At 67.6% G+C, this 23,342-nt stretch carries 16 protein-coding genes; 11 read left to right on the top strand and 5 right to left on the bottom strand.

The genetic code is table 11. From position 1 onward, the window contains the following. Window position 1 precedes the first annotated feature (1 nt). From H0B54_RS15385 to H0B54_RS15370, 4 genes are all read right to left on the bottom strand, one after another. Window positions 2-2,161 (bottom strand): hypothetical protein, encoded by a 2,160-nt coding sequence (locus H0B54_RS15385; RefSeq protein ID WP_188261053.1) that lies wholly within the window; start codon window positions 2,159-2,161, stop codon window positions 2-4. Between the two features lie 132 nt (window positions 2,162-2,293). Then, window positions 2,294-3,343, bottom strand: a complete 1,050-nt coding sequence (locus tag H0B54_RS15380; protein WP_188261052.1) for an acyltransferase family protein — start codon at window positions 3,341-3,343, stop codon at window positions 2,294-2,296. A gap of 104 nt (window positions 3,344-3,447) precedes the next feature. After that, window positions 3,448-4,806, bottom strand: a complete 1,359-nt coding sequence (locus tag H0B54_RS15375; RefSeq protein WP_094305496.1) for an ABC transporter ATP-binding protein — start codon at window positions 4,804-4,806, stop codon at window positions 3,448-3,450. Then, entirely contained in the window at window positions 4,796-5,638 is an 843-nt protein-coding gene (locus H0B54_RS15370) for an ABC transporter permease (RefSeq protein ID WP_343068952.1), read from the bottom strand. The genes H0B54_RS15375 and H0B54_RS15370 overlap by 11 nt, the downstream gene beginning before the upstream one ends. Window positions 5,639-5,991: 353 nt before the next feature. Here H0B54_RS15370 and H0B54_RS15365 point away from each other — a divergent pair, with 353 nt between their 5' ends. The 10 genes from H0B54_RS15365 (at window position 5,992) to H0B54_RS15320 (ending at window position 21,334) form a co-directional block, all read left to right on the top strand. Beyond that, window positions 5,992-6,960, top strand: a complete 969-nt coding sequence (locus H0B54_RS15365) for a GHMP family kinase ATP-binding protein (protein ID WP_211109389.1) — start codon at window positions 5,992-5,994, stop codon at window positions 6,958-6,960. 109 nt (window positions 6,961-7,069) lie between these two features. Continuing rightward, window positions 7,070-11,758: a glycosyltransferase gene (locus H0B54_RS15360; RefSeq protein WP_188261050.1), complete on the top strand. Its 4,689-nt coding sequence runs from the start codon at window positions 7,070-7,072 to the stop codon at window positions 11,756-11,758. Between the two features lie 32 nt (window positions 11,759-11,790). Beyond that, window positions 11,791-12,750, top strand: coding sequence for an NAD-dependent epimerase/dehydratase family protein (locus H0B54_RS15355; RefSeq protein ID WP_188261049.1), 960 nt, complete (start codon window positions 11,791-11,793; stop codon window positions 12,748-12,750). A gap of 144 nt (window positions 12,751-12,894) precedes the next feature. After that, the gene (locus H0B54_RS15350) at window positions 12,895-14,823 is read left to right on the top strand and encodes an HAD-IIIA family hydrolase (protein ID WP_188261048.1); all 1,929 of its coding nucleotides are present in this window, start codon (window positions 12,895-12,897) and stop codon (window positions 14,821-14,823) included. 118 nt (window positions 14,824-14,941) lie between these two features. Further along, entirely contained in the window at window positions 14,942-16,423 is a 1,482-nt protein-coding gene (locus tag H0B54_RS15345; protein WP_188261047.1) for a UbiA family prenyltransferase, read from the top strand. 17 nt (window positions 16,424-16,440) lie between these two features. Next, the gene (locus H0B54_RS15340) at window positions 16,441-17,874 is read left to right on the top strand and encodes an FAD-binding oxidoreductase (protein WP_188261046.1); all 1,434 of its coding nucleotides are present in this window, start codon (window positions 16,441-16,443) and stop codon (window positions 17,872-17,874) included. Continuing rightward, window positions 17,871-18,611: an SDR family oxidoreductase gene (locus tag H0B54_RS15335; protein WP_094305504.1), complete on the top strand. Its 741-nt coding sequence runs from the start codon at window positions 17,871-17,873 to the stop codon at window positions 18,609-18,611. The genes H0B54_RS15340 and H0B54_RS15335 overlap by 4 nt, the downstream gene beginning before the upstream one ends. A 14-nt stretch (window positions 18,612-18,625) precedes the next feature. Then, the gene (locus H0B54_RS15330) at window positions 18,626-19,597 is read left to right on the top strand and encodes an NAD-dependent epimerase/dehydratase family protein (RefSeq protein WP_188261045.1); all 972 of its coding nucleotides are present in this window, start codon (window positions 18,626-18,628) and stop codon (window positions 19,595-19,597) included. A 28-nt stretch (window positions 19,598-19,625) separates the two neighbouring features. Next, a complete protein-coding gene (locus H0B54_RS15325) occupies window positions 19,626-20,909 on the top strand; it encodes an NAD(P)/FAD-dependent oxidoreductase (protein ID WP_188261044.1) in 1,284 nt (427 codons plus the stop codon). Then, window positions 20,906-21,334, top strand: a complete 429-nt coding sequence (locus tag H0B54_RS15320) for a GtrA family protein (protein ID WP_172428566.1) — start codon at window positions 20,906-20,908, stop codon at window positions 21,332-21,334. Before H0B54_RS15325 ends, H0B54_RS15320 begins: the two co-directional genes overlap by 4 nt. 12 nt (window positions 21,335-21,346) lie before the next feature. Here H0B54_RS15320 and H0B54_RS15315 read toward each other — a convergent pair whose 3' ends face one another. Further along, a complete protein-coding gene (locus H0B54_RS15315; protein ID WP_188261043.1) occupies window positions 21,347-22,537 on the bottom strand; it encodes an NAD(P)/FAD-dependent oxidoreductase in 1,191 nt (396 codons plus the stop codon). Between the two features lie 509 nt (window positions 22,538-23,046). Here H0B54_RS15315 and H0B54_RS15310 point away from each other — a divergent pair. Further along, window positions 23,047-23,342: DUF4347 domain-containing protein (locus tag H0B54_RS15310; RefSeq protein WP_188261042.1), on the top strand; the 296-nt coding region annotated here is incomplete at its 3' end.

Below are 23,342 nucleotides of genomic sequence, written 5' to 3'. Positions count from 1 at the left end.
GTCAGAGCGGCGCATGGGGCTGGCCGACCGCCAGCCATTGGCCCCAGCCCCGTCCCTCGTCCTTCGCCTGAATCTCGATGGTCCTTACGGACCCGTCCTCGGGCAGGGCGATCTCCCACAGCTGCCAAGGTATTGCGTTGGCGAGAGGCAGTTCTGACAGTATGCGCCCGGTGGTTGGATCGGCGATCCGAAGCATCAGCCCCTCCGTTCGCGGTCCCGTAACCACCGGGATCAGAAGCGATCGCGTGTCGCCAAGCGGACCGCTGCGCCATTGCAACTCGCCAGTGTGGGCGTCGCTGCCGGTCCAGGATGCATAGATAGTGCCGTCGACTGGTGCCGGGCCGGCGGCGCTGTTGAAGGCGTCGATGCCCCAATCGCCCTCGATGGCGGGGCTTTCCATCGGCACGGCCCGTCCGGCCTTCGCTGCGGGGGCGAAGCGGACGACATCATGGACGTTGAAGTTTTGGGGCTGTCCCAGGGGGCAAGCCGTCTGTCCGCCATTGGTGATGGCGTAGGCCGTCACGGCGGACCCTCGTTCTATGGACACATGTCCATGCCACCCTGCCTGCTTAGAACGGACCTCGGACAGCGCCTTGAGAACGTCCGGCCGCGGCGAGCCGGACAATGCGTAGCCAACCACAGTGCCTTCCGCGTCGGCCAGGACGATGCGCTCGGGGACACGCCCTGCCTTCCGATCCCATGCCCAACCAGCCACCCGCCACCCCGGCTTGTCCGGGGTCACGATGGGTTTCACAATATCGAAACTGCCCAGACAGGCGCCGGGCATCTCCAGCTTGACCTGATCGGCCAGCTTTGTGCCCCGCCAGGCGCTCCAATCCTGGGCAAAGACGGAGAGATGCTCTTCGCGCAGCCGCCCGATCCGATCGAGGATCTGGAGCGGAGCAGGGTAGATATACCGAAGAAGGTCGGTGTCGTCCGCACCGGCCAGCATCGCCGTCACTGTTTGGTTGCGGGTCGAACCAATGGCTTCGGCTTCCTTGATGATGGATGGTTGTGTTCCGGCAACCAGCAGGCAGAGTGCGGACAGGCCCACCATCCACACTTGGCGCCACCGTCCGGCAGGCAGCAGGCTCAGGATGAGCAGAGCCCCGGCGCTCCAGAACACCACCACGCCGGCACCATAGCGTTGCGACATGGCCTGATAAAGCGGCAGATGCACGCGCCCGAGGCCGGTCAAGAAGGCTGTTGCGGCCACGAACACCATGCTGCTGAGCAACGCCAGTCGTGCCGGATGCGCCACGCCCCTGCCCAGAAGCAGCCGAACTCCCACGGCGGTGGCCAACAGCGCACCCAGGCCGCCAACCACAAGAGCAGCGGAAACCAGCGATGCAGCCTGTCCGGGATCAATGGCGCTTCCACCATCGCTCAAAAGCCGGGTGAGCGGTCCGCCCAAATAGGTCAGCGCGTAGGAAACGACCAGATCGGCGTGCCGGATTATGTCTTTCGGATCGGCGTGGCTTGCCGGCCGCTGGTAGCCTGACAGGTAAGACCAGAGCAGAGCGGCGCAAGCCACGACCAGCGCGGCAAGATGCCACTTGGGCAGGCGCAGCCAAACGCCCAGAGCAATCAGCAGAACTGGCACCAGCACACCGTTTGCCATGGAGTAAACGGCGATGGCGGTGCACAGAATGGCCAGGACAAGGCCGGACAGGGTTCCGGCCCGCAAAGCCAAGGCGGCGAAGGCCGCGGTTGCCGCGGCGTAGACGCCGACGAATTGGACCTGGAAACCCCAGGAGAAGTTCTCCAGTTGGTATCCCCAGAACAGGAGGACGATCAGGAAGCCGGCGCTCCACACCGTCATGGCGCCGGCCTCGATGCCGCTGCGGCGTGCCAACAGCAGCAGGATCGCCACATGCACCGCCTGGATTGCAAGAATAGAGGTTAAATTAAAAGCATTTGATCCTTTGAACAAAACGGAATCGATGATGAAGAAAATCCGAGCAACCGCAATCCGGTGTTCGTTATGCTGGTCGAACAAATGGGACCAGTGCTCGCTTGGGGTGATCATTTCCCATTGGTCCCAATGAGGGACCGGCGAGTAAGCTGAAAACACCGCGATTACGGTGGTCACGACAACATATATAGAGATTATAAGAAAAGATAGGGGAAGAATATAAGAACGCGCCGTGTGATGGTTCATTTTTTCTTCCATAATAGCTTTTCGAAACTCAGGTAATGGCAAGATACGCGTGCGAGTGGGGTGTTGCCGACCCTCGGGTCCATGGCCTGGAAATCCCAGCCCTTTTCACCATGAAGATGCGGCATTCCCACATCAAAGGGTCACTGGCTTTTTGTCCACCACCGCCGGAGTGGCGACCAGTTTCCTGCGGGTGTCGATCAGCCGTTTCAGGCGCTGGTAGAGCGTGAATTCGCAGGAACCGAAGAAGATTCCGCCCGCCAGAGCCATCAGAAGACCGGTCAGATAAATGCCGAGGCCGTGCTGCCCAGAGCCGGCGTAGACGCATCCCAGGATGGTCACGTGCATCAGGTAGAGGCCGTAAGACGCGTTGCCCCAACGCACCAGGGCATGGTCGGCGGAGAAGCGCCCACTAAACTGGGGATCCGATGCGCCAAGCACGATAAGGGATGCGCCAGCCACGACGAAAAGTTCCCGCATCAAGGGCCAAGTGATGATCAGGTCCCCGAGCAGCAAGGTAATGCCGAGAATGAAGAAGTCGCGGAAACGACCGACTCCCATTCCTTTCAGATGCCAGCAGAAATAGCCTGCGATGAAGCCCAGATTGTACTGTGAAAGAAGGATTTGGGACGCACTCGGCAACAGATGGGTGGACTCGCCGCCGAAGGCCATGATGGCCACCATCCAGACCAGCATCACGGCAATGCGCACAGCCGGATAGCGCAGCGCGATGAGAACCGCGATCACCGCGTAGAAGGCGATTTCATAAACCAAGGACCATTCGACGCCCAGGGGATAGCCGATCTCTCCGAACGGCAGCAAGGAAACCGATTTGAAGGAGATCAGCTGCATGGGGTACGAGCCGAACACCGCTGTCTTGGCGGCAACGGCGATCGCGATGGCGGCGATGTACCCGAAGTAAATGCGCAGAGCGCGATGCCATAGGAATTTGCCGATGGATAGTCTTTCGGCCGACATCGCCATGATGAAACCCGAAATCACGAAGAAGATCGCGACTCCTCGCGATAGAAGTCCGGGGTCGAAATAATCATGAAACTTTATGGGTGTTCCGCTCAAATTGTCATAATAAATAAAACTGTGATAAATTGTGACCATCGACGCGGCAACAAAACGGAGCACCTGAATTCCGTTGTATTGGTGCTTGGGTGGGTTATCCGAGCTCAATTTTTCGCTCCCGCGTCAAAAAACCGAATGGCCATCATCATATTCCTTAAATCCATACCAATTCATTGATTCAAGGAACAAAGGGATTTGGCGTGGAGAGTGGGTCATTCCTCCCAGCCCGGCATCCGGACGCCGTCCACCTCCAGCGCGATGTCGTGCATGGGCAGTCCGATCAGGCCGCGGATCAGGTGGCTGGAATGGACGCGGAAGAACATGGCGTCGTCCAGCCAGTGGTGCTGGACGTGGTCGTCCTGGGTGCCCTCGGCCACCGCGACGGTGACGGCGAAGTCGCCGGTCGGCAGGTAGGGAAGCTGGAAGCGGAAGGAGGCGGTGAAGCTCCGCCCCGCCGGCACGGTGACGGGCAGCCCGCGGTAGGTCAGGTAGGTGTTGTCGCCGAACAGGTTCTGGCCCAGCTTGTCCTTGACGTAGAAGCCGACGATGGGGCCGTTGATCTCCTTCTGGGTCTGGCAGGTGACCTTCAGCACCACCTCCTCCCCGCCCTCCAGCGAGGGCAGCACCTCGCCCTGGGTGTTGAGCAGGTTGATCCCGACGATCCGCGCGCCCTGCGCCCCGAACCAGGGGCTTTCGTCATTGAAATCGAAGATCTCGATCTCGTTGCGGTGCTGGGACGACTTCAGCAGCTCGCTGCGCGGGTCCCTGACCGGGGCCGTCGCGACCGGGGCGGTGGCGCGGTTGCCGCCGATGCGGAAGGCGTTGGAGGTGTCGCGCTCGCTGTGCAGGTCCGCGATGTAGTGATAGCAGACGTCCTTGGCCGGGCCGATCTCCTGCACCTGGCCGCGGTCCAGCCACACCGCGCGGTCGCACAGGCTGACCACCTGGGCGGTGTCGTGGGACACGAAGAACAGCGTGCCGGTCTCGCGGAACTTGTGGATGAAGCGCATGCATTTCTGGGTGAACGCCGCGTCGCCGACCGCCAGGATCTCGTCGACGATCAGGATGTCCGCGTCCACATGGGCCGCGACGGCGAAGGCCAGGCGGGCGTACATGCCGCTGGAATAGAGCTTGACCGGCTGGTTGATGAAGTCGCCGATGTCGGCGAAGGCGGCGATGGCGTCGTAGCGCTGGTCGATCTGCTCGTTGCTCAGCCCCAGGACCGAGGCGGCGAGATAGACATTCTCGCGCCCGGTGAATTCCGGGTTGAAGCCGGCCCCCAGCTCCAGAAGCGCCGCGATCCGGCCGTTGACGGCCAGCGTGCCGCAGGTGGGGGTCAGCGTGCCGCACACCAGCTGCAGGAAGGTGGACTTGCCCGATCCGTTGCGGCCGATGATGCCGATCGTCTCTCCCTTGTGCACGGTGAGATCGATGCCGCGTAGCGCCCAGTACTCGTCGTAATAGCGCCGCCGGCCGCGGGCCAGCATCTGCTTCAGGCGGTCCTGGGGCTTCTTGAAGATGGCGTAGGCCTTGCCGAGCCCGGCAGCGTGAATGGCAATCTCAGACGACATCGGCGAAGCCTTTGCGGGTCTTGACGAACCAGGCGTAGCCCAGCCAGGCGACGGCGTAGCTGAAGACCACCGACAGCAGCCACGGCCCCCAATCGGGCAGCGTTCCCCAGAACAGCAGGCCGCGCGCCTGCTCCAGGATCGGCACCAGGGGGTTGAGCGCCAGCAGCGACCGCAGCTCCTCGGGGATGGCGGACGCCGGGTAGAAGATCGGGCTGAGGAACATGAGCATGGTCACCGCCACCCCGATGAATTGGCGGATGTCGCGCAGGAACACGCCGGCCGACGCCAGGAACCACGACACCCCCAGTGTCAGCAGCGCCAACGGCACCACCACCAGCGGGGTCAGCAGCACGGTCCAGGGCGGCACCCCGAACACCGGCCCGTAGAACAGAGCCAGGACCACGAGGCCGATCCCGGCGTTGTACAGCGCCCCCACCAACACCACGGCGGGCAGGATCTCCAGCGGGAACACGACCTTCTTGATGTAGCTGACGTTTTCCAGCATCAGCCCAGGCGCGCGGTTGACGGATTCGGCGAACACGTTGAACAGGATCAGACCGGCGAACAGCAGGAGCGCGAACTCGCCGTGGCCGCCCCCCGACGCGTCGGTGGTCCAGCGGGCCTTGAACACGGTGCGGAAGACGAAGGTGTAAACCGCCAGCATCATCACCGGGGTCAGGACCGCCCACACCATGCCCAGCATCGAGCCGCGATAGCGGGCCATCAGTTCGCGCCGGGCCAGCCGGCCGATCAGGACGCGGTGGGCCCACAGATCGCGGATCATGGCCAACGGCCCGATGGATGCGGGCTTGATCGATTGTCCGCTGATCACTCTCAATTCACCCTTGCGCTTGCTTCGGCGGCAATCACCGGCGATCCGTCCGCCGATGGCCGCGGAATTTAGAGCAGAAACGGATTCGTGCTCTAGTGTTTTGTACCGTCGTTCTTTTTGCACCGGGCTGGGCGACCGGCGGAGAACCGGACCCGACGCCGCGAAGCCCCGGCCTTTTCTGCGACGCCCTTTTCTGCGACGCCGGAGCGCGCCTTTGTAACATGCGCCCCGCCGGGTAGACGTTTACGGGATGGATGCGTCGGTGTATAGGTCCTGCCGTCCGCACGCAATGCCCGCCCCCCAGGGAACAGACACCGTTTCGCCTCATGATCATCAGCAAGACCCCCCTGCGCATGAGCTTTGTCGGAGGCGGAAGCGATCTTCCGGGCTTTTACCGGCGTTATGGCGGCGCGGTGCTCAGCACCAGCATCGACAAGTTCATCTATGTGAACGTCAACCGCAAATTCGACGACGGCATCCGCATCGCCTATTCCCGGACCGAGGAAGTCTCCAGCATCGACGAGATCGAGCACCAGCTGGTGCGGGCATGCATGGAGCACCTGACGCTGGCGGGCGGGATCGAGATCACGACCATCGCCGACATCCCGGCCAAGGGGACCGGGCTGGGCTCCTCCAGCTCCTTCACCGTCGGGCTGCTGCACGCGCTCAACGCCTACCAGGGGCGCTACGTGTCGAAGGAGACGCTGGGCGCCGACAGCTGCCACATCGAGATCGACCGCTGCGGCGAACCGATCGGCAAGCAGGACCAGTACGCCGCCGCCTACGGCGGGTTCAACCTGATCGAGTTCCACCCCGACGACCGGGTGGCGGTCACGCCGGTGATCTGCCGGCCCGAAACCCTGCAGACCATCGAGGAGAGCATCCTCGTGTTCTACACCGGCATCACCCGCTCGGCCTCCAAGCTGCTGGCCCAGCAGTCGGAGCAGGTGGACCGGCAGGCGGACAAGCAACAGGTCCTGCGCCGCATGGTGCAGCTGACCTACGACCTGTACGCGGAGATCCAGGGCAACAACGAGGCGGTCTTCGGCGAGATCCTGCACGAGAACTGGATGCTGAAGAAAAGCCTGACCCAGGGCATCAGCACCGACGACATCGACGATTGGTACGCGGCGGCGCGCGCCGCCGGGGCCACCGGCGGCAAGATCCTCGGCGCCGGCGCGGGCGGATTCCTGATGCTGTACGCGCCCAAGGAGCGGCACGAGGCGATCGCGGCGGCCCTGCCCGGCCTGCGCCGCATCAAGATGGGTTTCGACCGCCAGGGCAGCGCCATCATCTTCTACCAGCGCAACCAAGGGGCCTGAACATCGCCGGGCCGCGGGGAACGGGCGGCCCGGGGAAACGCCGGTCGCGCCGCCGCGATTACCGTTACGATTCCGCGCCGACACCGCCTTACCAACGGAAAAGCCCGTCATGCCGGCAAGTCTGAACGACGACATCGCCCATCTCCTCCGGTCCGCGGTGGTCTGCGCCGAACCCCAACGGCTGGTCTGGCCGCCGCCCTGGGTCGGTCACATCCCCTTCGCCTTCTGGGTGATGGAGCAGGCCCGCCCCGGCTGCCTGGTCGAGCTGGGCACCCACACCGGCAATTCCTACTGCGCCTTCCTGCAGGCGGCGGTCGCCTGCGACCTGCCGATCAAGGCCTACGCCGTCGACACCTGGGAGGGCGATCCGCAGGCGGGCTACTACGGCGACGAGATCCACGACGCGCTCGCCGCCGACCACGACCGGCTCTACGGCGGGATGTCGCGCCTGATGCGCATGACCTTCGATCAGGCGCTGACCTACTTTTCCGACGGCTCCGTCGATCTGCTGCACATCGACGGCCTGCACACCTACGACGCGGTGAAGCACGACTTCGACAGCTGGCTGCCGAAGATGAGCCCGCGTGGCCTGGTGCTGTTCCACGACATCAACGTGCGCGAACGGGATTTCGGCGTCTGGAAGCTGTGGGAGGAGGTGACGGCCCGCTATCCCACCTTCGCCTTCGACCACTCCAACGGCCTGGGCGTCGCCTATGTCGGCGGGGAGCCGATGCCGGACGGCCTGCGTTGGCTGATCGAGGAGGTCGCGCCGTCGCCCGAGCGGCTGGCCACGGTGCGGCGTTTCTTCGCCCGGCTGGGGGCCGGCCTGTTCGACCGGCTGTGGTCGCAGGAGCGCGCCCGCCTGCTGGATGAGGGAACGGCGGAGATCCGGCGCCTCAGCGACATGGTGGTGGAGCGCGACAGCCGTCTCGCCGCCCTCTACGCCGAGATCGACCGCCTGAACCGGGTCGTCGCCGACACCGCGGCCGCCCATCAGGCGGAGATGCGCACGCTCGGCGACGAGATCGCGGCGCGCGACCGGCGGCTGGGCGAGCTGTATGCGGAGATCGAGCGCCTGAACGGGGCGATGGACGGGATGCGGGCCGGCCATGAGGCGGAGGTCCATCGCCTGACCGGTATGGTGGTGGAGCGCGACGGCCAGCTGGGCTTGCTGTACCCCGAGGTCGAGCGGCTGAACGGACGCATCCGGGAGCTGGAGGCCCGGTTGGCGGCCGTCCACGGCTCTTCCTCCTGGCGCCTGACCGCCGGCCTGCGCTGGGGGACGGCGCGCGCCCGGCGGCTGAAGGGCAAGGGTTGCATCGCCGCCCGGGCCGGCCTGCGGGTTGTCCGGGTCCTGGCCAGCCGGCCGCAGACCATCCCCGGACGCTTGGCCGCCGCCGCGGACCATTTGCGCCGCCATGGGCCGCGCAGCGCCTGGCGTCGCCTGATCGGCAAGCTCCGACCGACCGGCGTCCCGGAGGTCGATCCGGGCGCGCTGTTCGACCGCGCCTGGTACCTGGAACGCCATCCCGACGTCCGCGCCGCCGGCGCCGACCCCTGGGTGCACTACGCGACATCCGGGGCGGCGGAGGGGCGCGACCCCAACCCGCTGTTCGACACCGCCTGGTATCTCGGCCGTTACCCCGACGTGCGGGCGGCGGGCTGCAACCCGCTGATCCATTACCTGCAGACCGGGGCGGCGGAAGGGCGCGATCCCGGCCCCGGCTTCGACACCGACTGGTACCTCGCCTGCAATCCCGACGTGGCGCGGACCGGGGTGAACCCGTTGCTCCATTATCTCACTTCCGGCAAGGCCGAAGGCCGTGCGCCCAAGCCGGTCGCCGGGTCCGGCGGCTGGCAGGCTCCGGAGCCTCTGGCCCCCTACGAGGCCTGGATGTCGGTCAACCGGCTGAGCCGGGCCGATGTCGCCGAGCTGCGCGCCGCCCTGGCCGAGCGGGCCGGGCGGACGCCGAAGATCTCGCTGGTCACCCCGGTCTACAACACCGACCCCGCCCTCTTCGGGGAGCTGGTGGATGCGGTGCTGGCCCAGGTGTACGACGACTGGGAGCTGTGCCTGGCCGACGACTGCAGCCCGTCGCCCCATGTGGCGCCGATGCTGGCGGCCGCGGCGGCCCGCGACCCGCGCATCAAGGTCACCCGGCTGGCGGCGAACGGCGGCATCAGCGCCGCGACCAACGCCGCCGTGGCAATGGCGGGCGGCGAGATCGTCGCCTTCCTTGACCACGACGATCTGATCACCCCGGACTGCCTGGCGGAGCTGGCGCTCTACTACGCCGACCATCCCGACGCCGACATCGTCTACAGCGACGACGACAAGATCGACATGGAGGGGCGGCGCTACGCCCCGCAGTTCAAGCCCGACTGGTCGCCGGTGCTGCTGCTGTCCTTCATGTATTTCGGCCACGTCTTCAGCGTGCGCCGGTCGCTGTTCCAGGAGCTGGGCGGCTTCCGCAAGCCGTTCGACGGCTCCCAGGACTACGACTTCGCCCTGCGCGCCACCGAGCTGGCCCGCCATGTCGGGCATGTGCCGAAGATCCTCTACCACTGGCGCGCGGCGCCCGGATCGACCGCCGTGTCGGCCGACGGCAAGCCGGCCAGCATCGAGGCCGGCCGCCGCGCGGTGGAGGAGGCGATGGCGCGCCGCGGCGTCGCCGACGTCCGGGTGATCCATCCCGATTGGGCCGCCGCGGCCCGCTGCGGCATGTTCGAGATCCGGTTTCCCGACCACGGCCCGTCGGTGACCCTCGTCATCCCGACCAAGAACCAGACCGGCTACCTGAAGACCTGCCTGGAGTCCCTGGAGCAGACCACCTACCGCGACTACGACGTGCTGGTGGTGGACAACGAGAGCGACGACCCGGCCGCCGTCGCCTACCTGGACTCGCTGCGGTCCAACCCGCGGGTGCGGGTGGAGCGCATCCCGAGCCCGGGCGGCCGCTTCAGCTTCGCCAACCTCAACAACGAGGCGGTGCGGCGCTGCACGGCCGACTACGTGCTGTTCCTCAACAACGACACCAAGGTCATCACCCCCGGCTGGCTCAGCCAGATGATGGGCTACGCCCGCATGCCGGGTGTGGGCGCGGTGGGGGCGCGGCTGTATTTCGAGGACGGCACCATCCAGCATGCCGGCATCGTCCACGGCTATCACGAGGGGCTGGTCGGCCACGCCTTCCGCAACAACCCGCCCCACGACTGGGGCTACATGGGCTTCGTGAGGACGGCGCGGGAATATTCCGGCGTCACCGCCGCCTGCATGCTGACTCCGCGCGCCCTGTTCGAGGAGCTGGGGGGCTTCGACGAGGTGAACTTCGCCGTCGCCTACAACGACGTCGACTACAGCTACCGGGTGGTGCGCGCGGGCCGGACCTGCGTCTATTGTTCCACCGCCGAGCTGTTCCACTTCGAGGGCAAGTCGCGCGGCTTCAGGGACGACCCGCAGGAGCGGGTGAACTTCCGCCGCCTGTACGGCGACTGGCACGACCGCTGGTACAACCCGAACCTGTCGCTGGAGAACGAGCGCTTCGAGCCGGCGACGGTGCGCCCGCAGACCCGGCGGACCGGCCCGGTGCGGGCCGTGATGGTGACCCATAACCTCAACCATGAGGGAGCCCCGGCCACGCTGATGGACCTGACCATCGGGCTGGTCGAGCGGGGGGCGGTGTCGGCCCAGGTGCTGTCGCCGTCCGACGGTCCGCTGCGCGCCGTCTACGAGGCGGCGGGCATCGCCGTCCATATCCTTCCCCACCCGCCGCTCCAGGGCGTGCACGACGGCCCCACCCTGGAGCGGGCGCACAACACGCTGGGCGCCTGGCTGAAGCAGGCCGGGGCCGAGGTGGTGGTGGCCAACACGCTGCAAAGCTTCTGGGCCGTCACCGCCGCGTCCCGCGCCGGGCTGCCCGCGCTGTGGTGCCAGCATGAGAGCGAGCCGTGGGAGACCTATTTCGACCATCTGCCGCCGGTTCTCCGCGCCGCCGCCTACGGCGCCTTCGCCCAGGCCTACCGGGTGCTCTACGTGGCCGAGGCCACGCGCCGCAGCTGGCGGGCGCTGGACAGCCGCCGCACCTTCCAGGTCATCCGCCACGGCATCCCGCCGCAGCGTCTGGCCGAGGAGGTGTCCCGCTGGAGCCGCACCGACGCCCGCGCCCGGCTCCAGGTGGCCGACGACGAGCTGGTGATCGAGATCGTCGGCACCGTCTGCGGACGCAAGGGCCAGATCGACATGGTCAAGGCCTTCGCTCTGCTGCCCGAGGCGGTGCAGAAGCGGCTGCGCGTGTATCTGGTCGGCCGGGTCGGGGAAGCGGATTATGGCGAGGCCATCGCCGCGGAGATCGCGCGCCTGCCGGCGGCGGTGGCCGACCGCGTGGTGGTCACCGGGCCGGTGGACGACCCGTTCCTCTATTACGCCGCCGCCGACATCTCGGTGTGCACCTCGCTGATCGAAAGCGCGCCGCGGGTGATCGTGGAGGCGATGGCCTGCGGCCTTCCCATCATCACCACCCCGGTGTTCGGCATCCCCGAGCTGGTGCGTGAGGACGTCAACGCCCTGTTCTACCCGGCGGGCGACGCCGGGGCCCTGGCCGGCCTCACCGCCCGGCTGGTGGAGGACGACACCCTGCGCCGCCGCCTCGCCTCCAAGAGCCGCGCGGTGCTGGACGGCCAGCCGGGCTTCGCCGAGATGGTCGTGGGCTACGCCGAGGTGCTGCGCCAAGCCGTCAATCTCGACATCGTCCCGAACGACGGGGTCGCCGGCGGGACCATCCTGGAAACAGTCTCCTGATTTTTCCCAAACCAACCGGATAAAGGTTCGCCATGACGATTTTCATCACCGGCGTCGCGGGTTTCATCGGCTCCAACATCGCCCGCCGGCTGGTGGCGGAAGGGCACCGGGTGGTCGGCTTCGACAATCTGTGCCGGGGGGTGGAAAGCAATCTCGACGGGCTGATCGGCAACCCGCTGTTCGCCTTCGAGACGCTGGATCTGTCCGACCTCCCCGCCTACCGCGCGGCGCTCGCCCGCGTCCACGCCGCCGAGCCGGTGACCGAGGTCTGGCACATGGCCGCCAACTCCGACATTCCGGCCGGCATCGCCGACGCCAACGTCGACCTGCGCGACACCTTCATGACCACCTTCAACACGCTTGAGGTGATGAAGGAGCTGGGCATCAAGACGCTGGCCTTCGCCTCCAGCTCGGCCATCTACGGCGACTTCAAGGGCGAGCGCATCCGCGAGGACATGGGCCCGCTGCTGCCCATCTCGAACTACGGCGCCATGAAGCTGGCCTCCGAGGTCGCCATCAGCGCCGCGGTGGAAAGCTGGCTGGACCGCGCCCTGCTGTTCCGCTTCCCCAACGTCATCGGCATCCCCGCCACCCACGGCGTGATCTACGACTTCGTGCACAAGCTGCGCGCCACCCCGGACCAGCTGGAGGTGTTCGGCGACGGCACCCAGCAGAAGGCCTACCTGCACTGCGACGATCTGATCGACGCGATGATCTTCATCCGCGACAAGGCGCCGGAGAAGCTGGCCTTCTACAACATCGGCCCGGAGGACGACGGCGTCACCGTGCGCTCCATCGCCGAGGAGGTGGTGGCGGTGGCCGCCCCGCAGGCCCGCATCAAGTTCGGCGAGGGCAACCGCGGCTGGGTCGGCGACGTGCCGAAGTTCGCCTACTCCACCGAGAAGCTGCGGACGCTGGGCTGGGCGCCCCGTCTGGATTCCCAGGCCGCCATGCGGCTGGCGGTGCGCCAGATCGTCGAGCAGTCCTTCTAAAGCGAATTTTCATTCGCTTTAGACTCATATGGCCTCATGTGCCGGCCGGGCTCCGGCCGCACGTGCGGCCGGGACCGCGGTCGCGGTCCAACGCGGATTGCAATCCGCTTTAAGTCCGGGCGTTCTCAGGAAGGAGTGGAGATCATGCGGCAGGCCGTCATTCTGGCGGGGGGCAAGGGAACCCGCTTGCGCGAGCGTCTGGGCGGCCTGCCCAAGCCGCTGATCGACATCGTCGGCATGCCGCTGCTGGAGCGGCAGATCCTGCTGGCCAAGCATCACGGCATCGACGACATCCTGATCCTGGTCAACCACGCGGCGGAGCACATCGTCGATTTCTGCGCCCGCCGCGACAACTGGGGCCTGAACATCGCCTGCATCGACGACGGCGAGCCGCGCGGCACCGCCGGGGCGACGCTGGCGATCCTGGACCGTCTGGCCGACGAGTTCCTGGTCATCTACGGCGACACCATGCTGGAGGTCGACCTCGACCGCTTCGTGGCCTTCCACCGCGCCCGGCCCGACGCGGCGGCGACGCTGTTCGTCCATCCCAACGACCATCCCCACGATTCCGATCTGGTGGAGGCGGCGGAGGACGGGCGCATCGCGGCCTTCCACCCCTACCCCCACGATCCCGACCGCCATTACCCGAACCTGGTGAACGCCGCGCTCTACTGCGTGCGCCGGGCGGCGCTGGAGCCGTGGCGGGGCACGCCCGGCATGCTGGACTTCGGCAAGGACCTGTTCCCGGCGATGCTGGAGCGCGGGCTGACGCTGCAGGCCTACAACAGCCCGGAATACATCAAGGATTGCGGCACCCCGGCGCGGCTGGACAAGGTGTGCGGCGACCTCACCTCCGGCCGCATCGCGCGGGCCAGCCTGTCCGTGCCGCAGGCGGCGGTGTTCCTCGACCGCGATGGGACCATCAACCTCGACGGCGGCCACATCGCCAGCCCGGACCGGTTCGAGCTGCTGCCCGGCGTCGGTCCGGCGATCCGCCGGCTCAACCGCTCCGACTACCGCGCCATCGTGGTGACCAACCAGCCGGTGCTGGCGCGCGGCGACTGCGACGCCGCCGGCCTGACCGCCATCCACAACAAGATGGAAACCCTGCTGGGCCGGGACGGCGCCTATCTCGACCGCATCTATCACTGCCCGCACCACCCCGACCGGGGTTTCCTAGGCGAGGTGCCGGAACTCAAGGTCGCCTGCGACTGCCGCAAGCCCGCCATCGGCATGATCGAACGGGCCGTCGCCGAGCTGAACGTCGATCCCGCGCGCTCCTGGATGGTCGGGGACACCACCGTGGACATGATGACCGCCCGCCGCGCCGGCCTGCGCGCGGTTCTGGTGGAAACCGGCGAAGGCGGACTGGACGCCCGCCACGGCGCCGTTCCCGATTACGTGTTTCCCGACCTGTCGGCGGCGGTGGACTTCATCCTCGACGGGCATCCGCGTCTGCTGGCCCGCTGCGCCGAGCTGACCGCCGACGTCGCGCCCGGCGACGTCGTCGTCGTGGGCGGGCTGGCGCGCGGCGGCAAGAGCACTCTGGCCGCCGGGCTGGCGGAAAGCCTGCGCGCCCGCGGTCTCGCCGCGGCGGTGATCGCCACGGACCGCTGGCTGCGGCCGGCGGCGGAGCGGCAGGACGGGGTTCTCGGCCGGCACGACATGGCGGAACTCGCCGCCGTGATGGGGCGGCTGGTTGCGGCCCCCGGCGGCGGGACGCCGGAGGTCCCCGTCTACGACAAGAAGGCCCGCGGCCCGGCCCGCCACCGCGAGGTCCTGGAGATTCCCGCCGGCGCGGTGCTGGTGGTGGAGGGCGTGGCCGCCCTGTCGTTGACGGAGGCGCTGACGGGGGCGCTGTCCGGCACCGGGAGGCGGCTCCACGCCCTGGCCGTAGAGACGGACGAGGTGGTCCGCCACCAGCGTATCCTGCGCGAATACGCGCGGCGCGGCCTGGCGCCGGACGCGGCCGAGGCATTGTATCGCAGCCGGATGGAGGACGAGGCCCCGGTGATCCGGGCGGCCGTTCCCGCCTCCGCCCGGCGCGTCCGGCTGGACCTGTCGGACGAATGACTCCGAACCGTCACGCGGGGCGCTTTGACATCGCGGGTTGTTTTTGCGACTTTCACCGGGATTTCGCACCCTTTTCTCCCAATGCGCTCCAAAAAGGATCACGGCCCTGTCTGTGGTGATGTCCACCCGTTCCGACGCCGGTGAGATGGCGGATACGCACCGATCGCTGAAGGACGACGTTCCGCCGCTCGTCGTCGACGTCGACGGCACGCTCCTGCGCACCGATCTTCTCTACGAAAGCGTCATCCTGCTGCTGCGGCACCGCCCGTGGTGCGTCTTCCTGCTGCCCTTCTGGCTCCTGGCCGGCAAGGCGGTGATGAAGCGCGAGATCGCGCGTCGGGTCCAGCCCGACATCGCCAGCCTGCCCATCCATGAGGAGCTTCTGGCCTGGCTCTGGGAAGAGCGCAGGAAGGGCCGCAAGCTGGCTCTGATCTCGGCGTCCGACGAAGGGCTCGTCCAGCGCGTCGCCGCGCGCTGCGAGGGCCTGTTCGACGTGGTGGCCGGCAGCGACGGCGCGACCAACCTCGCCGGTTCCGCCAAGCTCGCCGCCATCGAACGGCTGTTCGGGCCGCGCTTCACCTATGCGGGGGACGGCAAGCACGACGTCGTCATCTGGGAGCGTTGCCGCTCGGCCGTTCTGGTTGGCCGCACCGCGGCGCTGGGCCGCCTCCTGTCGCCGTCGGTGACGGTTGCGACCTCCTTCGACGTGCCCCAGGCGGGCCCGAAGACCTGGATGCGGGCCCTGCGCCTGCACCAGTGGGCCAAGAACACCCTGCTGTTCGTGCCGCTCCTGCTGTCCGGACGCATCTTCAGTCTGCATGACGTGGCTCTGGTCCTGCTCGCCTTCGTGGTGTTCGGGCTGCTCGCGTCCGGGTCCTATCTGGTCAACGATCTGCTGGATCTGGCGGCCGACCGCCAGCATCGCTCCAAGCGCAACCGTCCATTGGCCTCGGGCGAACTGCCGACGCTGCATGGGCTGCTCGCCATTCCCGCGATCGCGGCGGTGGTGGGCGTCCTGCTCCTGCTTCTGCCCTCCGCCTTCGCCGCCGCGGCCGGCGCCTACCTCGTCATCACGCTGGCCTACTCGCTGTGGCTCAAGCGCAAGCCGATCCTCGACATGCTGGTGCTGGCGCTTCTCTTCACGCTGCGCATCGTGGCCGGCATCGCCGCGGTGGGGACCGCGATGTCGCCGTGGCTGCTGGCCTTCTCGATGTTCTTCTTCCTCAGCCTGGCCTGTATCAAGCGTTACAGCGAGTGCCTCGTGATGAAGGAGCAGGGCGGCAAGACCATTCCCGGACGCGGCTACCGGACCGACGACGCGCCATGGCTGATGAGCATGGGCGCGGCGAGCGGCTTCTGTTCCACCCTGGTCTTCTTCGCCTTCCTGACCGATGCGGAGTCGCCGATGTGGCATTACCGCACACCGGAGTGGCTGTGGCTGATTTGCGGTATCCTGGGCTACTGGCTGGGCCGTGCCTGGCTGCTCGCGGGGCGGGGCGAGATGCATGACGATCCCGTGCTCTTCGCCGTCAGGGACCGGTTGTCGCTGCTCCTGGGTGCGCTCTGCGCGGTGTCCGTCCTGCTCGCCAACTTCCTGTGAGGCGGCCGAAGCCTGCGATGTCCTCCTCCCTTCACAGCGGCGGTCCTTTCCGCGACGGCACCGGTCCCTTGTCCTGGGGGCGCATCGTGCGCGCTCCGCACCGGGTGGCGCGGCCGGCCGGCCGGGCGGAGGCCGCCGCCGCCCTGGCGGCGCTCCCGCCCGGCGAGACGCTGCTCGCCCGCGGCATGGGACGCTCCTACGGCGACAGCGGCCTCAACCCCGGCCGCTGCCTGATCGACATGCGCGGGCTCGACCGCTTCATCGCCTTCGATCCCGACGGCGGTGTCCTGGAGTGCGAGGCCGGCGTCACGCTGGCGGACATCCTGCGCCTGCTCGACCGGCGCAACCGGCCGGGGCGCTCCTGGTTCCTGCCGGTCACGCCGGGGACCAAGTTCGTCACCGTCGGCGGCGCCATCGCCAACGACGTGCACGGCAAGAACCACCACGGCGCGGGATGCTTCGGCAACCATGTGCTGTCGCTGGAACTGCTGCGTTCCGACGGCACCCTGCTCTGTTGCGCGCCGGACGAGAACGCGGCGCTGTTCGCCGCCACCATCGGCGGGATTGGCCTGACCGGGCTGATCCTGTCGGCGCGCATCCAGCTGAAGCCGGTGCCGGGGCCATGGCTGGAGAGCGAGGACATCCGCTACGGCGATCTGGACGCCTTCCATGACCTGGCGGAGGAGTCGGTCGCCGACTGGGAATACACGGTCGCCTGGATCGATTGCCTGGCGCGCGGCCCCCGGCTCGGCCGCGGCATCTTCTCGCGGTCCCGCCACACCGCGGACGGCCCGGCGGACGGCCCGGCCGGGGCGGCGGCGTTCGAACCGCGCTTCTCCATGCCGGTCGAGCTGCCCAACGTCGCGCTCAATCACCTGTCCATCGCCGCCTTCAACGCGCTCTACTGGCGCAAGGCGCCGCCGCGCCCGGTCAGGCGCGTGCTGCCCTGGGACCCGGTGTTCTACCCGCTTGACGCCATCGGCCAATGGAACCGCATGTACGGCCGGCGCGGCTTCTACCAGTTCCAGTGCGCCGTGCCCAAGGCGACGGCGCGGGATGCCGTGCGCGAGCTGATGCGCACCATCTCCGCGGCGGGCGAGGCCTCCTTCCTGGCGGTGCTCAAGACGCTGGGCGACCGGCCCTCGCCCGGCCTGATGTCCTTTCCCATGCCGGGGGCGACTCTGGCGCTCGACCTGCCCAACAACGGGCCGCGCACGCACAGCCTGCTCGACCGTCTGGAGCGCATCGCCGGAGAGGCGGGCGGGCGCGTCTACCCGGCCAAGGACGGGGCCGTCTCGTCCGGGGCGTTCCGGCGCGGCTACCCGCGGCTGGAGGAATTCGCACGGCACGTCGATCCTCGCTTCTCCTCCGGCTTCTGGCGGCGGGTCGGTGGCGCGGGGGAGCCGGCGGGACCGGGGGCGAGAGCGAACGAGGAAGAATCCACATCATGAAGCGTGTCCTGATCTTCGGCGCGACCTCGGCCATCGCCGAGGCCACCGCGCGTCTCTTCGCGGCCGAAGGTGCCCGGTTGTTCCTGGTTGGCCGCAACCCCGACAAGCTGGAGGCGGTGCGCCGCGACCTGCAGGCCCGCGGGGCCGAGGCGGTGGAGACGGCCGTGGCCGACCTTGCCGACCCGGCGCTGCACAAGGGCCTGGTGGAGCGGGCCTGGGCCAGCCTGGGCGGCATCGACGCTGCCCTGATCGCCCACGGCACGCTGTCGGACCAGCGGGCCTGCGAGGGCGACTCCGCCCTGGCCCTGTCGGAGATCACCGGCAATTTCCTCAGCCCCGCCTCGATCCTCACCCACCTCGCCAACGCGATGGAGGTGCAGCACCGCGGCGCCATCGCCGTCATCGGCTCGGTGGCCGGCGACCGCGGACGGCAGAGCAACTACGTCTATGGCAGCGCCAAGGGCGGCCTGCGCGTCTTCGTCGAAGGGCTGCGCCATCGCATGGGGCCGAAGGGCGTAGCGGTGACGCTGGTCGAGCCCGGCTTCGTCGACACGCCGATGACGGCGGCCCTGCCCAAGGGCGGCCCCCTGTGGGCCACGCCCGACCGCGTGGCGCGTGACATCCGTAAGGCCTTGAACAGCGGCCCGGCGGTGCTCTACACCCCCTGGTTCTGGCGCTGGATCATGCTGGTCATCCGCCACGTGCCGGATGCGATCTTCCAACGAACTCGGCTTTGAGGGCCACCTCCCCCATGTCCAACAGCGTGCCGCACACCTCTCTCGTGAAGCCGGACGACAAGCTGGTCCTGTTCGGCGGCGCCGGTCTGGTCGGGCAGAACCTCGTCGTGCTGCTCAAGCAGCAGGGCTTCACCAACCTCGTGGTGGTGGACAAGCACCCGGCCAACAGCGCCATCCTGCGCCGGCTGCACCCCGACGTGACCTTGATCGAGGCCGACATGGCCGAGGCCGGTCCATGGGAGGACTGCGTCGCGGGTGCGGCGGCGGTGGTCATGCTGCAGGCCCAGATCGGCGGCGAGATCGAGGAGGAGTTCAACCGCAACAACATCGTCTCGACGGAGCGGGCGCTCGCCGCCTGCCGCCGGCACGAGGTGCCCTACATCGCGCACATCAGCTCCTCCGTGGTCAATTCCATGGCGCGCGACTGGTACACCGAGACGAAGAAGGCGCAGGAGAAGCTGGTGGTGGAAAGCGGGCTCGCCCACTGCGTGCTCCGCCCGACGCTGATGTTCGGCTGGTTCGACCGCAAGCATCTCGGCTGGCTGTCGCGCTTCATGAAGCGGATGCCGGTGTTCCCGATCCCCGGTCACGGGCGCTACATGCGCCAGCCGCTCTACGTCATGGATTTCTGCCGGATCATCCTGTCCTGCCTGCAGACGCGGCCGAACGGCGGCGCCTACAACATCACCGGGCGCGAGAAGATCGACTACATCGACATCATCCGCACCATCAAGCGCACGACCGGCGCCCGGGCGACGGTCCTGACCATCCCCTACGGCCTGTTCTGGCTCCTGCTGAAGACCTACGCGGTGGTCGACAAGAACCCGCCCTTCACGACAAAGCAGCTGAAGGCGCTGTCGACCCCCGACGATTTCGAGCTGATCCCCTGGTGGGACATCTTCAAGGTCCCGCCGACCCCCTTCGAAGAGGCGGTGCGCAAGACCTACGGCCCCGGCGAATACGCCGACGTGGTCCTCGAATTTTAAGGGCGAGTTCCAAGGGAGTGTTTGCGCAATGACCGATGTGGCCGTGATCGGCGCCGGCGCCATGGGGCTGGCGGCCGCCTACCATCTGCTGAAGGCCGGGCACCGGGTGGAGGTGTTCGAGGCCGACGACCGTCCGGGCGGAATGGCCGCGCATTTCGACTTCGACGGCCTGTCGATCGAGCGCTTCTACCATTTCCTGTGCAAGGCGGACGCGCCGACCTTCGCGCTGATGGAAGAGCTGGGCATCGCCGACGCGATTCGCTGGCGGCCGACCCACATGGGCTATTTCTACCAGGGCCGGCTGCACCCCTGGGGCGATCCGCTGTCGCTGCTGCGCTTCCCGCATCTGGATCTGCTCACCAAGCTGCGCTACGGCGCGCAGATGTTCCTGTCCACCAAGCGGACGGACTGGCGTCCGCTCGACCGGGTGCACGCCGACGACTGGGTACGTGCCTGGGGCGGCGAGCGTGCCTGGACGGTGCTGTGGGAGAAGCTGTTCACGCTGAAGTTCTACGAGCTCAGCCACGACATCTCGGCGGCCTGGATCTGGACCCGCATCAAGCGCGTCGGCACCTCGCGCCGGAGCATGTTCCAGGAGGAGCTGGGCTACATCGAAGGCGGGTCGGAAACCCTGGTCCGGCGGCTGGTCGAGCGCATCGAGGCGATGGGCGGGCGCATCCACCTGTCCTGCCCGACCAGCGAGATCCAGGTCGAGGACGGCAAGGTCACCGGCATCGTCGCCGGCGGCGAGCGGCGGCCCTTCGGCGCCGCCATCAGCACGGTGCCGATGCCGCTGATTCCCGCGATGATCCCCGGCCTGCCCGACGCGTTGAAGGAGCGCTACGCCGCGCTGCGCAACATCGGCGTCGTTTGCGTGATCCACAAGCTCAAGAAGCCGGTCACCCGCAACTTCTGGCTCAACACCAACGACGACCGGATGGCGATTCCCGGCATCATCGAATTCTCGAACCTGCGGCCGCTGGGCAAGGACCATGTGGTCTTCGTCCCCTATTACATGCCGCAGGACAATCCGAAGTTCACCCAGCCGGACCAAGCTTTCATCGACGAGTCCTTCGGCTACCTGAAGATGGTCAACCCCGACCTGGGCGATGCCGACCTTGCGGCCTCGGCGGTGGGGCGGCTGAAATATGCCCAGCCGGTCTGCCCGCCGGGCTTCCTGGACATGGTGCCGCCGGTGGTCACGCCGATCGGCGGGCTGCAGATCGCCGACACCTCCTCCTACTATCCGGAGGATCGCGGCATCGCCGAGAGCGTGCGCATCGCCAGGGAGATGGCGGAGCGCGTGTCGTGATCCAGCGGCTGCGGGAAAGCCAATTCATCCGCTTCCTGGTGACCGGCGGCATCGCCGCCGGCGTGAACGTGGCCTCCCGCTATCTCCTGATGTCGACGATGAGTTACCGCTGGGCGGTCATCGTCGCCTATCTGTGCGGCATGACCACCGCCTGGCTGTTGTCGCGCCTGTTCGTCTTCAAGAGTTCGGGCCGGAGCTGGGCCGAAGAGTACGGACGCTTCGCCCTGGTCAACATGGTGGCCGCAGCCCAGGTCTGGCTCATTTCGGTCGGGCTTGCCGAATACCTGTTCCCCGCCGTCGGCTTCACCTTCCATCCCGAGGACGTGGCGCATCTGATCGGCGTCGTCGTCCCGGTGTTCTCGAGCTACATCGGCCACAAGCATTTCAGCTTCGCCCGCAAGGGGACCGCGCACGGGGCCGGGTGACAGCGCTGGGGCTCAGGCCAGCCGCGCCGCCACCTCGTCGGCGATGGCGAGGCAGGAGGTCAGGCCCGGCGATTCGATGCCGAACAGGGTGACGAGGCCGGGGACGCCGTGCGCCTCCGGCCCCTGGATCAGGAAATCGGCCTGCGGCTGGCCGGGGCCGCTCAGCTTCGGGCGGACGCCGGAATAGGCCGGGACGAGGGCGCCGTCGGGCAGGCCCGGCCAGTAGCGCCGGACCTCGCCGTAGAAACTGTCGGCGCGCCGGGGATCGACCGCATAGTCGATGCGGTCGTAATCCTCCGGGCCCAGCCATTCCACGTCGGGGCCGAAGCGGGCCTGTCCGGCAAGATCGAGCGTCAGATGGACGCCCAAGCCCCCCTCCACCGGAACCGGATAGACCAGACGTGAAAAAGGGGAGCGCCCCTGGGCCAGAGCGTAGTAGTTGCCCTTGGCCAGCACGCGCGGGGGAATCCGATTCGCGGGGAAACCGCCCAGGTTCCGCACCACGGCCCAGGCGTCCAGCCCGGCGGCGTTGACCAGGGTGGTGCAGGCGATGCGCATCGGCTCCGCCCCGCCGACCTCCAGCTCGAAGCCGTCGGCGGCGCGGTGGGCGCGCTCCAGCGGGCTCAGCAGGGCGAGCATGGCGCCGGCCTCTTCCGCATCGCCCCGAAGCGCCAGCATCAGGCCATGGCTGTCGATGATGCCGGTGGAGGGCGACAGCAGGGCGCCGACGCAGCGCAGGTTGGGTTCCAGCGCCGCCGCCTCGGTGGCGGAGATCCGGCGCAGGTCGTCCACCCCGTTGGCTGCGGCCTGCGCCTGGATGGCCGCCAGCCTGGGCAACTGGGCCTCCTCGGTGGCGACGATGAGCTTGCCGATGCGCTTGTGTTCGACTCCATGCGCCGCGCAATAGGCGTACAGCGCGTCGCGTCCGGCCACGCACAGCCGCGCCCGGACGCTTCCCGTGGGATAATAGATGCCGGCGTGGATGACTTCCGAATTGCGTGAGCTGGTGCCCGTGCCGATGGCGTCGGCCGCTTCCAGAATCACCACCTCCCGGCCGGCGCGGGCCAGCCGCCGGGCGACCGCCAGCCCGACCACTCCGGCCCCCACCACCACGCAGTCCACCCGCTCCATCGCGTTCCTCTCCGATCCGCCAGCCTGATCCACGAGGCCCAATCTCCCGGGCCCAATCCCCGGGCATGGCATAGAAACGCCAGACCGGCCCCGCCGCACAAGGCCGTACAAGGTCGCGCCGCGCCGTTCCCCGTGGAGACCGGGAAACCGGTGTGGGAGTTCACCCGTCCTGGGCCGCCGCCTCTGCCGGAAGGCGGTGCGACGACCGGGGCGCCGAAGGGGGCTGGGCGTACCGCGAAAGGAGAGCGGGTGCATCCGTGTGACGGCCATCCGCCCTTCCCCTCCCTTCGAAAATGCGGAGTAGGAAGGGGGCTAGCCCCTCCCGCCCCTCTTCCGGAAGCGCCGGATTATCAGGGTGTCGCCAATAAAACCAAAAATATGCGACTGATAAATTCACTTCAGACGGGCTTGTCTTTTGGCGGATCATGGTAATACGGAGGAGCTTGGATTATTTCTTCTTAGAGGATTGCAGGAATATACCATCAAAATTCATGTCATAGGATGTCGCCGCCTTCCCAATGTCCGCGAAGGAGGCGATCTGGCATCCCAACGATCACAACAAAATCCACGGAGAGTCTCCCTTGACCGAAGTCATCATCGCGGACGCTGGCCTTGAGGATCTCGACGGGCTGCTCAGCCACCGCCGCCCCGGCGTTCAGGTCACGCTCGTCTCCGCCGCCGACGATGGCCACGCCGTGCTGGCCGCGGCTCTCGCCGCCCGCCCGTCCGTCCTGCATCTGGTCGCCCATGGCGAGCCGGGACGGGTCCTGATCGGCGCCCAGCCGCTGGACGCGCAATCGCTGCTCGACCGCTCCTGGCCGGACGCGCGCGGCACCGAGATCCACATCCACGCCTGCCATGCCGGTGCGGGCGAGGC

It is taken from the genome of Azospirillum tabaci (genome assembly GCF_014596085.1).
Classification (GTDB): Bacteria; Pseudomonadota; Alphaproteobacteria; order Azospirillales; family Azospirillaceae; genus Azospirillum; species Azospirillum tabaci.
This window is presented reverse-complemented; position numbering and strand designations above follow the sequence as displayed.